Below are 15,135 nucleotides of genomic sequence, written 5' to 3'. Positions count from 1 at the left end.
GATGTCAGGGCGTCGGAAGTGGGTCGCAATCTGCGGTGCTCCACTCGTCACATTTTCGTTCGTTCAACCCATTGATAAGATCGCCGCCAGCGTCGCATTTTACGACGATCTCTTCTATCTCATGAAGCATTGCAGCATCATGTAAACGCTGCTCGAGACACATCTTGATTAGGCCTTTCGAGCGGCCTTTTGGATGCGTGAAGTCATCCCAGATTACGCAGGTCGACGATCCAGCAGGCGTCGCTTCATCGGCATTGCTTCCAGTGGTCTCTGGTCGGCTGGTCCAGCCGCAATGAAGAAGCACACCATCCTCAACAAGAGTATATGCCTGTGCACCTGCTTCCAGGTTGCGTGCTGCATCAAGGAGGAACTCCGCCTTGCTTCGGTCTCGCCTTGTAATGGGCTCGTAGCAGAGAAGATCTGATATGCAATTTTTTCTGAAGGCGGAGCATGAGGAATACTGCCGCGCCTGTTCAGCGGAGAGTTTGTAGGAAATTGGCTTGCGTTGTTTGACTCCGGCGCGAAGCGGCGTGCTTATCGTTCGCGCAAAAAGGGATCGAAAGCCATTCCGAGAGACGGCCTTGAGGTGAGCGGCTATTGCTGGGTTCGTCCGTTTGAGCTTCTGGATTGCCGCAGAACGCAAATACGCTTTAATAGCTTCAAGGACATAATTACTCCGGCTGAAAAATAGACGAACTATATATACAGTGTCGTAATGGTCAGCAGACCGATCCTTATACAGGTCGCCACCGGGAGTCAGGTCAAGATCCGAGAAGCCTTGCTTTCCCAGTTCCTGTGCTAGCAACAGGATAAGGATCTTTCCGGGTGAGTGCTCAGCTAGAAAAGGTGAGTGCACGACAATGCCAAGCGAAACGGATGCACGGTTGAGCAAGCCTATGTTTGCTGCGACGATCTTGTTCCCCAACATCAGGACCGATGCATGAGTGGTCTCTGGCCGCTCTATCAGCCGAAGGCAGAACTCCTTCTTGAATGGATCGTCTCGAAACGGAAGAGTCGAATTGATGGCGCCCTGGCGGAAGTCGCAATAGTCGGCAATCGTATCGATCACGGCGGAGAGCTGCTCTCTCGTTTGGATGCGGATCAACTCCAGAGGGCCTAACTTCCTCAAGCGATTGATTCGGCTCTTGTTGCTTTTCTTCCTGAGCGATTCCTCGACGGCGCTGCCTGGACCGAGAGCCAAGAGAGGAAGCTTCTTTTCCTGTAGTAGCGCTCTTTTCCCCCAGCGCCTGCTTGGCTCGCACCAGCCCACGGGCGAACCGGGTGGCAGGTATTGCAGCTCCAAACGTCTTCCAGGATAGGCTGCAGCCAGTGCATCAAGAGCAGATTCAATGAAGCTGTTCGCATTCTCTTCGGTTGCGAGCCACACCTGATACTCGGCTTGGTGTGCACCAACATGGACGATCAATCCTGATGGCTTTTCGATCGCTAACGGAAGAAGGCCTACGAGGCCTGCCTGATCCTTCTGAATGAGCAACAAGGGCTCGTACCGGGTCGCATACGCAGATAGCCAAGCGTCGGCGAAGGCCCAGGTTTGACATGGAGTACCCCAGATGCACGTTGCGGAAAGAGCCGACCACGCCCGTTGGAAATCCGGGTCGCGGAGTAATGCGCTGGCCTCTGCTCCACGCACCACTTCTACTCTGGGGTCACCAAATCGATTATCTGATCCGGTCATTTTGACGAATCCAACGCTGATCTTTGCGAGAAAGTATCAGCAGTAAGTGTCATTACCCACTCTATTTGACGAATATTATTATGATATTGGCTGCTCATTTCTCACATTGAAGGTTATGTTGCCCTCTGGATATATGGAATATCTCAGCAAACTATCATATTTATTTGGACAAGAATTCACGGTATCTATCAAAATAATATGAATTACCACTTCAGGATACATGAACTTCTATAGATGTATCTAGTTGTCCAGAATATCATGTTCCTTGAAGCGGAAAATATGGACATCAATCTCCTACGGATTGGATGTCAAAAGTCTCAGGAACACGTGGGAGGTGCTCTGTGGCGAACAGTTCCAAGATTCCCCTCCAGCCTGCTGCGAGTGGAACTGGGCTAAGCTCTACGAATGTGCCTGCCGATCGGCCGCTCCGACTGGTTGTCGGTCCGGCAGTCTCGGCTCTGATTGGACTCATATGCGCGGTTCAATCTGCAGTGTTCCTAAGGCATATTCTGAGCGAGAGCCCCCCGAATACTCAGGTCATTCTAGCCATCGTTGCTGTAACGGTTCTGAACGTCTCTGCTCTGGCTGCGATTGCAGCATTCTCCCAGCGAGATTCCGGGGCGCGGCTGCTGCTCGCGTTCATGTTGAGCTTCATAGGTCATTTTGCGTGGTTCGCTTTCGCTGTGGGGCTGAAGCGCGGCGTTGCATGGAGCTTCATCCCCGGCACATATCTTGCGGCTCTTGCGTGCAGCATGGCAATCGACTCCCTGAGAAGGGTTGCGCGTCCAAAGCGTGTGGGTGCCGTTGTTGCAAGCCTCGCACCGGAATTGCTTCGCCGGTTGGACCCCGGCGTCGATCTGGTGACGGATCCGTCGCTAGATGCTTCTCAGTACGACGTTCTGCTGCTGGATTTTGCGACAACATTGCCGCCCGAATGGATGAATTTCATTTCAACCGCTTCGTTGGCCAACTGCGAGATCCGACACGTTCGGAACCATGTTGTCGATCGCGCTTCTTGCCTCATGCCTGAAGAAGTGGAGCCGGAGGTTCTGCTTCGACGCCTCCAGCGACGCCAATCCTACAGTTCCATAAAACGAGCCATGGATATCGTCGCGGCTCTCATGATGATGCCGATCGCTCTTATGCTAGGCGGCCTCGCAGCCATAGGTGTCGCTATCACGATGGGGCGCCCGGTGATCTTCACGCAGGATCGCGTCGGGCGTGGTGGCCGGATTTTCCGGATGTACAAGCTGCGCACGATGAGCGCACATAATTCGAACGGAAAGCAGACGGCAACCTCGAAGAGCGATTGTCGAGTTACGCCTCTCGGCAGAGTATTGCGGCGCTATAGGATCGATGAGCTGCCGCAGCTCTACAACATTCTCAGAGGCGACATGAGCCTCATAGGGCCGCGTCCCGAGCAGCCTCAACTCGTTGCGGAGTATCAAAAAATGATTCCGCATTACGATCTGCGGCACTCAGTTCAGCCTGGCCTTTCCGGGTGGGCTCAGGTGAGCTTTGGTTACGCCTCAACGGTCGAGGAAACACGAGCCAAGCTGACCTACGACCTCTTCTACGTGAAGGAATTCGGGCTGGCGCTCGATTTGGAGATCGTAGTTGCTACAATTTGGACCCTCGCGACAGGTCGAAATGCGCGATAGCACGATGGCAATCGCAGATCTTTCTCTCGTGTCCTATGCTGCTGCTCGCGCAAGTGCATCTGACGACGTGCAAGTCGTGACTGTCCATGAGTTCGACGGCTTGGCGTCACATGTCCCAGCTTGGGATCAGCTCGCCAATCGGGCGCCACAGCAGATACCAACTTTGTTGCCGGCTTGGATCGATGCGTTTCTGCATCACAGGCTTCGGTCCAAAGAGCGGTGGCTCTGTTGTTTTGCTTATCGTGAAGGGGCGTTGATCGGCGTCCTTCCAGTGGTAATAACGCCTCACCCAATTCTTGGAATCAGCCGTCCGATTCTCCGAACCCCATCGGATGACCTCACACCCTCCGGTGATGTGCTTCTTGCGCCGGAGTATGCCGGATTAGCCTTCTGCGCCTTGTTGGAGGAGGTTCGCCGCGAGATACCTGGACATCTTGGTTTATCGTTGACGGCTGTGCGTCATGGGGCGCCTGTCCTCCAGGTCCTCCGGAGTGGAGTTCAAGGGTATGTTCGCTGCTCGGGTCTATGCTCGAAGTTTTCGTTTCTCAACGTTCAGGGGCGGTTCGATGATTATCTCGCTGGCCTTGGGAATATGCGACGAAATCTGAAGCGCTTCCACAAGAAGCTGGAGAAGCAGGGAGCCGTCTCAATCGACCGCATTCAAGGTGCGCAGGCTGGAATGGATTTTCTTGAAACGTTCATGGCCTTGGAAGCTTCCGGGTGGAAGGGTCGTAATGGAACGGCGATGGCTGACAATACGGAGGCAGTTTCCTTCTACCAGGCTCTAGCAGAGCATCTTGGTGCCCGTGGTGACTTCGAATGGTATGTCATTCGGGTTCAAGGTCAGGTGATTGCTGCTCAGATGTGCATCCGCTGCGGCGGCTCGCTCATGCTCGCCAAGATTGCCTTCGATGAGGATTACTCCGATTGCCGACCTGGTCATCTGCTGACCGGCAGTGTCATCCAGGATGCGTTTGCTCGGCCGGAGATCATCGAAATCAATCACCTCAGTAACGCTGATTGGGAGGGCTACTGGCGAATGACGTATGACGAGTATGTCGACGTTCAACTCATTCGCCGAGATATTCTTCCGATCTTGTGCCAGTTCCCGCGCGCGGCAGCTCACTATGCATATCAACGCTATGCAAGGCCGCGAATCCCTTCGCGACTGAAGCAAGCATACCGTGCCTATCGCCGAAGAGGTGATCGCAAGCCGTTGCGAAGTGCGGATAGTCGCACAGTCCGCAAGGAGCGACTGGCTGATCCCAGCAGTGAATGATTGTTCCCAGTCATCCAGGCGGCACTCTGCTGAACACCCATATCGGCCTGTCATCCCTTCCAAGGGGCTGGTTTTGGAAATGCAGAAAGACACGTCTCAGCGGAGAAGTCCTATGTCCTCATTGGGGTGGCCCAGTAAAACCGCCGTCGTAATTGTGGGGGCGGCTAGTCTATGCTGCACCTTGATTGGCTTCCGGAGCGGTGCGCGTGCTGCCGACTGGCGCACCGTTACGGCTCCGTTGGCCGTCGGTGGGCATTATTATGAACCGGCGTCGGCATCGTCAAACTCAAACGCGATCCAGATCTCCACCACGGAGCCCGGCACGATCCGGTTCAATGCGCGCAGAGGAGAGAATTCGCGTTGGGATCAAAAGGAGGGTTCTCCGGTTGATCGAGCGGAGTTGACCGGCTGGGCTCAGCCAAATCCACTTGGGGCTGATGTCTGGATCTCTTATGCCCAGAGAATTTTGCCAGGCGATCCAATTACTTCACGGTGGTGCGTGATCGGACAGATGCATGCCACGACACAAGCTGGAGACCGAGGCTCTTCGCCTCCCTTCGCACTCCATCTGCTTCCTGGAAATATCTTCGAGATTTCTACACGTTATGTCGCAGCGGCTCATCACACGGAGAATCCGGACGAGACAATCCGCTATTCGGGACCGATAGAGCGAGGCCGTTGGTACAATCATGTTTTCAGATTGCGGTTCGGTTACAAGGGTGACGCGATCCTTCAATGGTGGCGAGATGGAGTTCTCATGCTCGATCTCGCAGACTTCTCGATGGGATTTAACGATCCTGTCGGCGCATACTGGCAGTTTGGGATCTATCGAAACACCTCTCCTGAAGACCTGACGATCGAGTATCGCAATGTCGAAGTAAGCCAGGCGCCTCTCTCAAGCAGGATCGCCTCGCCGCTTCGTGCAGAGAATGCAAGGCCGTAGGCATTTGCACTACAGAGCTTAAGTTCGTGACAGTAGATGAGGCAAGTCCCAGGTTTCATGTGCCGATTTTATGATAATGTAATATTAATAATTCTGTATTTTTGTAACACTTCGAATAATTACCTGTAGATCTTTAGGTATTTTGTGTTTGTGCCGAAATTTGTCGGGTATGCAACCTTTGATCAATAAGAATTGTTTCTTGGATTATTTTTTGATGTATTGTCGTAGTTGTGCCTTGAATTATATTGAATTGCTTTATACCCCAAAAGCGTTAGTTCCTACTCCCTTTTCATCAATGGTTGCAGAGAGGTTAATTTGTATAATTAGAGACACTTTTCAAAGAAGGATCCTCCACATGACACGCGAGGCGCTGCCAGTTCAAACGATCCTTGTTTGCAAAAATTCAATGCTGCGCGAGGGACTTAAGCATACTCTTTCAGGCACGCGCTTCACGGTTCAGGCTGATCTAGCCTTGGACGCGCCGTATACATCCGAGGTAATGCCTGCCCTCTACATCGTTGACATTCATCTTCATCAGAGTGGGACGGCTGACTTTGTGAGGGGGCTGAAGGAGCGTCGTGAGGGTGATCGGGTCGTCGTTCTGGCGGAAGAGTTCGATCAGGAAGGCATGATGTCAATCATGCAGGCTGGTGCTGATGGCTATTGCCTATCGACGGTCGCTTGCGAGGTTCTCGTTAAGTATCTTGACCTGGTCATGATGGGCGAAACCGTTTTCCCGGCAGCGGCACTTCTGTCCAACCTCGCAACTTCCGACAGGTCCTATCGGGCTGACCGTGTTGCGCCGGCCGAGTCAGTGGAGGCTTTGCCTACCATCTCCGTCGGAGCGCCGATCCGAACCCTGTCGAGCCGGGAGGCTGAAATTCTGCACTGCCTGATGCAAGGTGCCCCGAACAAGATCATTGCACGTAAGCTTGACGTCGCAGAAGCAACCGTGAAGGTGCACATCAAGGCAATCTTGAGGAAGATCCGGGTTACGAACCGGACCCAAGCCGCCATGTGGGCAGTTGCCCACCTACCATCGGCTACGACGGACGACGGCTTGTCATCGTCTCGGCAGGCCGACTGAGCTCAAAAGGCCGCGCTCTAGAGCGAAATGCTTGCTCTCCGAAGAAGATGGCTCTTGCGTCAAACAGACGACGGACGGACTCCGGTGTCCCGACAGGACAGGTCTTCAGCCTTTCGAGGGACGTTGGAAGTTAGTGCAAAGAGCCGCCGAGATTGATCGAAAAGAGTACGTTTCCGAAAGAGTCGGTCACCTCGAGGCTCCAATTGGCCCAATCGCTGGAGGTTGAGTCGTCCTCCTCACGAAGCTCCGCAATGGCTTTCACAGCCTGAGCATGTGCCTGTTCAATATCGCGCACTTCGATCCCGTCCTGATCGGCGATTCGCTCGCTGCCATTCACGAGGTTGAAATAGCATTTCATCGTTACAGGCGGAGACTCGTGCGCCACATAGGGAATGTTGTTGCGAAGTACTTTAGGAGCCATGATTTCCAGCACCCATTCCTAACATGTGTTAAGTCTGCACGGATCGTCTGTCTAGCCAATTGTGCCTTATCATCATGGCTCTGACTCCCAGCGCAATTCACCCGCAGGTGTTATGCTTGCAGTTATGTCGGTCGCTGCACCTCCTCGAAACCGGCGCATTCGGTTTTGTTTGGATGGTCGGGCTTCATCATCTCCGGGCTGACTGAAGGAAAGACGTTAATTTGTAACGAAATCAGGCGCCTTAGAAAAAGGATAAAATTTTTACAGTTTTCTGTTGCGGACCAATTGTCCTATCCTGTCGGGTAAGTTAGCTTTTCTGTGGTGGAATGTCCGTACCAAAAGCCAGGACGGGCAGGGGCCAAAAGGGCTCTACGATGCGGAAGACCTACGATCACGACACTCTGTCGGAACAGGGCGATCTATCCGTAAGCAGTAAGATTTCCGAAGCTGCGGAGATGACGCCATGCACAAGGCCGAATGACATGACTCGTGTTGATGCCCCCCCTGTCCCGACTCTCCTGGTGGAGCCGAACACTCTGTTGAGAGAGGGATTAAAGCGGATCCTTTCCGAAACGCCTTACAGCCTCTGCGCCTCGGGCGCCAATTTAGACGAGGTTTGGCGAACCTGGCCTCCGAATGCCGATCCGTTTCTCCTCATTATCGATGCCGTGAGCGATCACGAGGCGAAATGCGAGCAGATCGCTCGGATCAAATCCGAACTGCCGAATGCCCGTGCCGTTATGCTGGTGGATCAGTACGATCTCAAGCGTCTGCTGGCCGCTTTCAAGGCTGGGGCTGATGCCTACCTCATCAAGACGGTGTCGTGCGAGGTTCTCGTCAAGTCCCTCGATCTCGTCATGCTGGGAGAAACTGTCTTCCCGTCTGCTGTCCTGGGGCTTCTGCGGGAGCACGGCGACGAAGAGGACGAAGCAAGTTTCGAGCATACGGAGGAGGATCCGGAGAGTGCGCCGAGGGGCTTGTCAGTACGCGAGACAGTCATCCTTCGCTGCTTGATGGAAGGCGACTCGAATAAGCTGATCGCGCGGAAGTTCGACATCACCGAGGCGACGGTCAAAGTTCACGTCAAGGCGATCCTCCGCAAGATCCGGGCGAAGAACAGGACGCAGGCTGCCATCTGGGCAGCTAGTCATCTTCCTTCGAACGGCCGCGGCATGGCTCGGTAAGAACCGAAAAAAGATTGGCCCGAGAACCGCTGGCGCAAGCCCTTCTATGACTGATGACAAACGATTCTGGCTGGCCGTGACGGGCGCACTTCGGCCTGCCGTTGATTCGATTGAAATGGGAGCTGGCACCCGCAACGCATGCTAGGCCGAGAGACCGTGCATTGTTCATCTCGGAAATGCGCGAGCCATAGCGGGGTGTATGATGCCAGAGAAGAACACCCGTTAAGCAGAGCGCAGCAGGGGACCGGCGCGGCTTGCCTCGTCTTCCAGGATCACCGCGGCGCCCTTTTCCGCAATCATCATCGTGGGCGAGTTCGTGTTGCCGCTCGTAATGGTCGGCATGACCGAGGCATCGACGACGCGCAGACCTTCAACGCCGCGAACACGCAGGCGCGCATCCGTGACGGCCATCGGGTCAGTCTCGATACCCATCTTGGCCGTTCCGGCCGGGTGGAAGATCGTCGTGCCGATGTCCCGAGCGGCATTGAGGAGATCATCATCCGATGTCAGGTTTGCGCCGGGCTTGTATTCCTGCGGATGATATTTCTGCAGGGCGGGCATGGATACGATCCGACGCACGAGCCGTATGGAATCGACCGCCACCTTCTGGTCGTCGGGGGTCGAGAGATAGTTCGGACGAATGGACGGGGCCTCCATCGGGTCGGAACTCTTGATGTTGATGCTGCCGCGGCTGGTCGGGCGAAGATTGCAGACGCTGGCTGTGAAGGCAGGGAACGGGTGGGGCTCTTCCCCGAATTTGTCGAGAGACAAGGGCTGGATGTGGAACTGAAGGTTCGGCGTTGCATAGTTTGGTGACGAGCGTGTAAAGGCGCCCAATTGTGACGGCGCCATGGTAAGCGGCCCGCGCCGGAACAGGGCATATTCAAGGGCCATGAGACCCTTCTTCCTCCAGGAGCGGTAATCCTCGTTGAGCGTCCTAACGCCCTCGACACGATAGATGGGGCGCAGTTGCAGGTGATCCTGCAGATTCTGGCCGACGCCGGGCAGATGTTGGAGAAGCTCGATGCCATGCTGCTGGAGCAGAGCGCCATCCCCAATCCCGGAGAGCTGAAGGATTTTGGGCGAGGCAACAGCGCCTGCTGACAGAATGACCTCCTTCCGCGCCAGAACGCGGCGGAGGCTGCCATTCTGAAGAACCTCGACACCAATGGCACGCCGTCCTTCGAAAAGGATCCGCGTGGCGTGCGCATGGGTCTCCACCTTCAGGTTCGGACGCGACAGGGCAGGCCTGAGGAAGCCTCGCGCGGCAGACCAGCGACGGCCATTCTTCTGGTTCACGTGGAAGTACGAGATGCCCTCGTTGCTGCCCGTGTTGAAGTCCTGCGTTCTCGGAATGCCAGCCTCGACCGCCGCGTCGATGAAGGCGTCCAGCAGCTCCCATTTCACGCGAGGCTGGTCGACGCGCCATTCCCCGCCTATCCCGTGATGATCGCTCTCACCGAGGTAATGATCAAGCTGCCGGCGGAAGACAGGCCTGACGTCGTCCCAGCCCCAGCCTTCGAGGCCCATCTGGCGCCAGTTGTCGTAATCCTCCCGCTGCCCTCTCATGTAGATCATTGCGTTGATCGCGGAGCAGCCGCCGAGGACCTTCCCTCGGGGGTAATTCAGGACCCGGTTGTTGAGCCCAGGCTCGCTTTCCGTCTTGAACATCCAATCGGCCCGCGGGTTGCCGATGGCAAAGAGGTACCCGACCGGAATGTGGAACCAGATCCAGTTGTCCTTGCCGCCCGCCTCGAGCAGGCAGACGGCATTCTGCGGCTCCTTGGACAGCCTGTTGGCCAGCACGCAGCCTGCGGACCCACCACCGATGATCACATAGTCGAATGTATCGTTTGCTGACATGGCAAGCTCGAAGGCAAGAACGGCCTCGATGGCACAAGGCTTATGATACGAGAATTCAACCCGCTTTTCGCCTCATCAATTCGATGACCTCTCCGGCAATGCCGCGCCTGAAGATGAGAACGCAGATAACGAAGATGACGCCGATCAGCACCGTGACCGGGAAGTCGTAGGCGGCGAGATAGTTCTGCAATGCAATCACGAGGCTGGCGCCTACCACCGGGCCGATCAGCGTTCCGATCCCCCCCAGAAGCGTCATCAGGATAACCTCGCCCGACATCTGCCACTGGACGTCGGTGAGCGTGGCGAACTGGAACACGATCGCCTTCGTGCCGCCGGCGAGGCCCGCCAGCGCCGCCGACATGACGAAAGCCCCAAGCTTGTAGCGGTCGACCCGGTAGCCGAGCGAGATCGCCCGTCTTTCATTCTCGCGAATCGCCTGAAGGATGTTGCCGAAGGGCGAATGGACAATGCGCCAGATCGCAAAGAAGCCGAAGAGGAAAATGGCCAAGGTCACATAATACATGGCCAGCGGCTGATTGAGGTCGATCAAACCCAGCAGATGCCCGCGAGGAACGCCCTGAATTCCGTCCTCTCCATGGGTGAACGGCGCCTGGAGGCAGATGAACGCGAACATCTGGCCTAGCGCGAGGGTGATCATGGAAAAGTAGATGCCTTGACGTCGGATGGCCAGGAAGCCGACCACGAGGCCGAGAAGCGCCGCCCCGACCACGCCCACGAGAAGCCCGGCCAGAGGCTCGAACCCCCAGACCTTGACGGCATGGGCCGTGAAGTAGGCGGCGCCTCCGAAGAAGGTCGCATGGCCGAAGGACAGAAGCCCGACATAGCCGATGAGCAGATTGAACGCGCAGGCAAAGAGTGCAAAGCACAAAATGCTCATCATGAAGACGGGATAGACCACGAACGGCGCCGCCAGCAGGGCCGCGATGGCGACTGCCCCAAGAACCACGGTCGACGTCCGTGCTTTAGGCTGCGCAGGAATGTAATGCGTTTCGACAGCCATGATGTTACTCCTCCCGCCCGAAAAGACCTGCCGGCCTGACGAGCAGAACGATGGCCATGATCACGAAGATGACGATGCTTGAGGCTTCTGGATAGAAGACCTTTGTCAGACCTTCGAGTACACCCAGCATGTAGCCGGTCACGATGGCGCCGAGGATTGATCCCATGCCGCCGACCACTACGACAGCGAAGACAATAATGATCAGGTTGGAGCCCATGAGCGGGCTGACCTGGTAGATGGGAGCCGCTAGAACGCCGGCCAGGGCCGCTAGAGCTGCTCCGAGGCCATAGGTGAGCGTGAGAAGCCGCGGGACATTCACCCCGAACGCCTGAACGAGCGTGGCATTTTCCGTGGCAGCGCGCAGGTATGCGCCAAGTCGGGTTTTCTCGATCAGCAGCCAAGTTCCCAGGCAGATGACCAGCGAGGCAATGACGACCCAACCGCGATAGATGGGCATGAACATGAAGCCGAGATTGACGCCGCCGGCCAATTGCGCTGGCGGCGAATAGGGCTTGCCGGCTGCCCCGAACCAGTAACGGAACATGCCTTCGAAAATCAGTGCAAGGCCGAATGTCAACAAGAGACCGTAGAGAGGATCCAGGCTGTAAAGACGGCTCAGCATGGTCCGCTCGATAACGACTGCGACCGCACCGACGATCAATGGAGCCAGCATGAGAGACGGCCAGTAGCCGATGCCCACATAATTGAGCAGAAGGTATGCTGCAAAAGCTCCAAGCATGTACTGGGCGCCATGGGCGAAGTTGATGACCCGCAGGAGGCCGAAGATAACTGCCAGCCCGAGGCTCAGCAGGGCATAAAACGACCCGTTAATGAGGCCGATCAGGATCTGGCCGTAGAGCGCAGGTGCCGGAATTCCGAAAATGGTGCTCATGCTGCTTTCAAACCCCGAGAACTTCGTGGAGCTGGTCCATATGCGCGTCGAGCTCCGGGCCTGGGAACGAGCCCACCATGCGTCCATCTTCCATGAGGTAGAAGCGATCTGCCACCTTGCGGGCGAAGCGGAAATTCTGCTCCACAAGCAGGATCGTCATTCCGCGCTCCTTTAGGGCGACGAGAACATCTCCGATGCGTTGTACGATGACGGGCGCCAGTCCCTCCGTCGGTTCGTCGAGCAGAAGAATCTTGGCGCCGGTGCGAAGCACGCGGGCAATGGCGAGCATCTGCTGCTCCCCGCCTGACAGCTTCGTGCCCTGGCTCGTACGCCGCTCGTGCAGATTGGGGAAAAGCCGGTAGATCTCCTCCACGCTCATGCCCGACTCCGCCACCTTCGGGGGGAGCATGAGGTTCTCGGCCACGTTGAGGCTCGCAAAGATGCCGCGCTCTTCGGGAACATAGCCGAGACCGGCCTGGGCGACCTTGTGCAAAGGCAGCTTCAGCAGATCCTGGCCCCGAAGGCGGATGACCCCCTCCCGCCGGCGCAGGATTCCCATGATGGCTCTCAGGGTCGTGGTCTTGCCGGCTCCGTTTCGCCCCAGCAGCGTGACCGTTTCGCCTTCGCGAATGTCGAGATCGACACCGTGGAGGACGTGACTCTCGCCATACCAAGCATTCAGGTCGCGAACTTCAAGGAGAGGCGCGTCACGCATGTTCCGTCCCCATATAGGCTTCCCGTACTCGTGGGTCGGCACTGACCGTGTCGTACGACCCATCCGCTAGGATCTCGCCGCGCGCCAGCACGGTCACCCGGTCACAGAGATCGGAGACTACGTTCAGATTGTGCTCGACCATCAGGACGGTCCGGTTCCTGGCGATGCGGCGGATAAGATCGGAGATGCGGCCGATATCCTCGTGTCCCATACCGGCCATGGGCTCGTCGAGAAGCAGCATGGCTGGATCAAGGGCGAGCGTCGTCGCGATCTCGAGAGCACGCTTGCGGCCATAGGACAGCTCGACTGCCGGAAGATGCGCATAGCTCGAAAGTCCCACCGCATCGATGAGACTCATAGCGCGATCGTCCAGAGTCGAGAGAATGGAGGACGAGCGCCAGAACTGCGTCGCCAGATCGGATGGGCGCTGAAGCGCCACGCGGACGTTGTCGAGCACCGTGAGGTGCGGAAACACCGCTGAGATCTGGAATGATCGCACAAGACCGAGCCGGGCGACTTCTGCGGGTTTGAGCGCGGTAATGTCGCTTCCCCGAAACGTGATCTGGCCGCGCGTCGGGGTCAGAAATTTCGTGAGAAGGTTGAAGACGGTCGTCTTGCCGGCGCCGTTGGGGCCGATCAGAGCATGGACTGTTCCCTCGTTCACGGAAAGCGTCACGTTGTTCACGGCAATGAAGCCGCGAAACTCCATGGTAAGGCCGGAGGCACTTAGAATTGGTTGGGTACTGACCATCGTCGGGCCGACAATCTCGTGCAAGAAACAAGCGAAGCTGGACCCTTGCGGGGTCCATGCAGCGCGCATGATCGGCAAGGCGAAAAGCGGGAAGCGGAGATGCGATCCCCCGCGTCCCGCCACAAACTTACTGCGTCAGCTGACAGCCGCTCTCGGAAGCCTTGATGAAGGCGTCGTCGCCGGGCACTTTCGCGAGCTGGGTGTACATGTCCCACTCGCTCTTGCTTTCCTCAGGCTTCTTCACCTGGAAGAGATACATGTCGTAGACCATGCGGCCGTTGGGCAGAACCTTGCCCTTCTTGGCGAACACGTCCTCGACCGGCATCTCGTGGAGCGCCTTCGCGACCGGCTCCGTCGCATCGGTGCCAGCCTTCTGAATGGCCTTGAGATATTGCAGCACGGACGAATAGGTGCCGACATGGATCATGTTCGGCATCCGTCCGGTCTTCTCCATGAAGCGCTTCGCGAAGGCGCGGTTCTCATCGCTCTGATCCCAGTACCAGCCCTCAGTCAGCGTCAGCCCCTGGGCGGCCTTCAAGCCCAGACCATGAACCTCCGCGAGCGTGAACAGGAGCGCCGCAAGGCGCTGGCCGCTCTGGGTGAGGCCGAATTCGGCGGCCTGCTTGATTGCGTTCGAGGTGTCGAGGCCGGCATTGGCGAGACCGACCACGTTGGCGCCGGAACTCTGTGCCTGCAGCAGGAACGACGAGAAATCATTCGCACTCAAGGGATGGCGGACTGAGCCAAGAACCTGACCACCCTTCGACTTGACGAATTTCGAGGTTTCATTCTCGAGCGAGTACCCGAAAGCATAGTCGGCGGTCAGGAAGAACCACTTGTTGCCGCCGTTCTCCACCAGCGCACCGCCGGTTCCGACAGCCAGAGCATGGGTGTCATAGGCCCAATGGAAGCCGTAGGGTGAGCATTGCTTGCCGGTCAGATCGGTCGTGGCCGCGCCGGTGACGATGTTGATTTTTTTCTTGTCCTTGGAGAGGCCCTGCACCGCAAGCGCAACCGAGGAGGTGGTCAGCTCCATGATGGCGTCGACCTTGTCGGTGTCGTACCACTGCCGTGCGACGCTTGCCGCCACGTCCGGCTTGTTCTGGTGGTCCGCACTGACGATCTCGATCGGAGCGCCGAGAACCTTCCCGCCGAAATCCTGAACCGCCATGCGGGCCGCCTCGACCGAGGATTTCCCGCCGAAGTCGGCATAGACGCCGGATTGGTCGTTCAGGATGCCGATCTTCACGACATTGTCGGATACCTGCTGCGCATAGGCTCCCTGGGCCATAACGGTGCAGCTTAATGCAAACAGAGCCTTCTTGAGGATCTTCATCGGTTCCTTCCCTTTCGTTTCTTGAGGGCCAGGCTGGCTCCTGTCCCGTTGTGCCGGCATCGTGGCGGCACCGCTGACGATGGTCAAGGAAGATAGGAAGGCTTTTCCGCCAAGGAATAAGGCGGAGCTTTCATCCTATAGTAGGACGCGGCGGAGGATGGAGCGAGTGCGATCGCCTGCTCACGAATTGGGCATTCCGGTCCCAGGAACGGGCTCGTACATGGTTCACATCATCCAGGCCAGGGCTTATATCGCCTCCAACGATCTGAGCTTTTGACGCTGAGCC

The 15,135-nt window shown here is 56.9% G+C and carries 13 protein-coding genes; 5 read left to right on the top strand and 8 right to left on the bottom strand.

Annotated elements, in window-relative coordinates; translation table 11 throughout:
- Window positions 1-4: 4 nt before the first annotated feature.
- Entirely contained in the window at window positions 5-1,495 is a 1,491-nt protein-coding gene (locus DES45_RS11730) for a GNAT family N-acetyltransferase (protein ID WP_170151473.1), read from the bottom strand.
- A gap of 542 nt (window positions 1,496-2,037) precedes the next feature.
- Here DES45_RS11730 and DES45_RS11725 point away from each other — a divergent pair.
- The 4 genes from DES45_RS11725 to DES45_RS11710 all read left to right on the top strand — a co-directional run bounded on the left by DES45_RS11725 (window position 2,038) and on the right by DES45_RS11710 (window position 6,666).
- Window positions 2,038-3,357 carry a sugar transferase gene (locus tag DES45_RS11725; RefSeq protein WP_170151472.1) on the top strand — a complete coding sequence of 440 codons (1,320 nt, stop codon included), beginning with the start codon at window positions 2,038-2,040 and terminating at the stop codon, window positions 3,355-3,357.
- A gap of 4 nt (window positions 3,358-3,361) precedes the next feature.
- Window positions 3,362-4,636, top strand: coding sequence for a GNAT family N-acetyltransferase (locus DES45_RS11720; protein ID WP_170151471.1), 1,275 nt, complete (start codon window positions 3,362-3,364; stop codon window positions 4,634-4,636).
- Window positions 4,637-4,748: 112 nt separating this feature from the next.
- Window positions 4,749-5,579: a heparin lyase I family protein gene (locus tag DES45_RS11715; protein WP_170151470.1), complete on the top strand. Its 831-nt coding sequence runs from the start codon at window positions 4,749-4,751 to the stop codon at window positions 5,577-5,579.
- A 355-nt stretch (window positions 5,580-5,934) separates the two neighbouring features.
- Window positions 5,935-6,666: a LuxR C-terminal-related transcriptional regulator gene (locus DES45_RS11710; RefSeq protein ID WP_170151469.1), complete on the top strand. Its 732-nt coding sequence runs from the start codon at window positions 5,935-5,937 to the stop codon at window positions 6,664-6,666.
- A 130-nt stretch (window positions 6,667-6,796) separates the two neighbouring features.
- Here the strand turns inward: DES45_RS11710 and DES45_RS11705 are convergent, their stop codons facing one another.
- Window positions 6,797-7,099: a DUF6894 family protein gene (locus DES45_RS11705; protein WP_147282392.1), complete on the bottom strand. Its 303-nt coding sequence runs from the start codon at window positions 7,097-7,099 to the stop codon at window positions 6,797-6,799.
- A 362-nt stretch (window positions 7,100-7,461) separates the two neighbouring features.
- Between DES45_RS11705 and DES45_RS11700 the strand changes: the two genes are divergently transcribed.
- Window positions 7,462-8,271 (top strand): LuxR C-terminal-related transcriptional regulator, encoded by an 810-nt coding sequence (locus DES45_RS11700; RefSeq protein ID WP_170151468.1) that lies wholly within the window; start codon window positions 7,462-7,464, stop codon window positions 8,269-8,271.
- Between the two features lie 222 nt (window positions 8,272-8,493).
- Here DES45_RS11700 and DES45_RS11695 read toward each other — a convergent pair whose 3' ends face one another.
- The 6 genes from DES45_RS11695 to DES45_RS11670 form a co-directional block, all read right to left on the bottom strand.
- On the bottom strand, window positions 8,494-10,134 hold the full coding sequence (locus tag DES45_RS11695; protein WP_114770189.1) for a GMC family oxidoreductase: 1,641 nt from the start codon (window positions 10,132-10,134) through the stop codon (window positions 8,494-8,496).
- A gap of 55 nt (window positions 10,135-10,189) precedes the next feature.
- On the bottom strand, window positions 10,190-11,155 hold the full coding sequence (locus DES45_RS11690) for a branched-chain amino acid ABC transporter permease (RefSeq protein ID WP_114770188.1): 966 nt from the start codon (window positions 11,153-11,155) through the stop codon (window positions 10,190-10,192).
- A 4-nt stretch (window positions 11,156-11,159) separates the two neighbouring features.
- On the bottom strand, window positions 11,160-12,047 hold the full coding sequence (locus DES45_RS11685) for a branched-chain amino acid ABC transporter permease (protein WP_114770187.1): 888 nt from the start codon (window positions 12,045-12,047) through the stop codon (window positions 11,160-11,162).
- Between the two features lie 7 nt (window positions 12,048-12,054).
- Window positions 12,055-12,762 (bottom strand): ABC transporter ATP-binding protein, encoded by a 708-nt coding sequence (locus DES45_RS11680; RefSeq protein ID WP_114770186.1) that lies wholly within the window; start codon window positions 12,760-12,762, stop codon window positions 12,055-12,057.
- Window positions 12,755-13,513: an ABC transporter ATP-binding protein gene (locus DES45_RS11675; protein ID WP_114770480.1), complete on the bottom strand. Its 759-nt coding sequence runs from the start codon at window positions 13,511-13,513 to the stop codon at window positions 12,755-12,757. Before DES45_RS11675 ends, DES45_RS11680 begins: the two co-directional genes overlap by 8 nt.
- Window positions 13,514-13,640: 127 nt before the next feature.
- Entirely contained in the window at window positions 13,641-14,804 is a 1,164-nt protein-coding gene (locus DES45_RS11670; protein WP_425374283.1) for an ABC transporter substrate-binding protein, read from the bottom strand.
- Between the last annotated feature and the right edge of the window lie 331 nt (window positions 14,805-15,135).

The sequence above is a fragment of the Microvirga subterranea genome (assembly GCF_003350535.1).
Classification (GTDB): domain Bacteria; phylum Pseudomonadota; class Alphaproteobacteria; order Rhizobiales; family Beijerinckiaceae; genus Microvirga; species Microvirga subterranea.
The sequence above is the reverse complement of the archived record's forward strand: the minus strand, read 5'-3'. Positions and strand labels throughout refer to the sequence as shown.

What these genes read in the sequence shown, in the direction of transcription:
- DES45_RS11720 (WP_170151471.1), top strand. Translation starts at nt 3,362, where the DNA reads ATGGCAATCGCAGATCTTTCTCTCGTGTCCTATGCTGCTGCTCGCGCA.
- DES45_RS11675 (WP_114770480.1), bottom strand. Translation starts at nt 13,513, where the DNA reads ATGGTCAGTACCCAACCAATTCTAAGTGCCTCCGGCCTTACCATGGAG.
- DES45_RS11670 (WP_425374283.1), bottom strand. Translation starts at nt 14,804, where the DNA reads ATGGCCCAGGGAGCCTATGCGCAGCAGGTATCCGACAATGTCGTGAAG.
- DES45_RS11690 (WP_114770188.1), bottom strand. Translation starts at nt 11,155, where the DNA reads ATGGCTGTCGAAACGCATTACATTCCTGCGCAGCCTAAAGCACGGACG.
- DES45_RS11685 (WP_114770187.1), bottom strand. Translation starts at nt 12,047, where the DNA reads ATGAGCACCATTTTCGGAATTCCGGCACCTGCGCTCTACGGCCAGATC.
- DES45_RS11710 (WP_170151469.1), top strand. Translation starts at nt 5,935, where the DNA reads ATGACACGCGAGGCGCTGCCAGTTCAAACGATCCTTGTTTGCAAAAAT.
- DES45_RS11700 (WP_170151468.1), top strand. Translation starts at nt 7,462, where the DNA reads ATGCGGAAGACCTACGATCACGACACTCTGTCGGAACAGGGCGATCTA.
- DES45_RS11680 (WP_114770186.1), bottom strand. Translation starts at nt 12,762, where the DNA reads ATGCGTGACGCGCCTCTCCTTGAAGTTCGCGACCTGAATGCTTGGTAT.
- DES45_RS11695 (WP_114770189.1), bottom strand. Translation starts at nt 10,134, where the DNA reads ATGTCAGCAAACGATACATTCGACTATGTGATCATCGGTGGTGGGTCC.
- DES45_RS11715 (WP_170151470.1), top strand. Translation starts at nt 4,749, where the DNA reads ATGTCCTCATTGGGGTGGCCCAGTAAAACCGCCGTCGTAATTGTGGGG.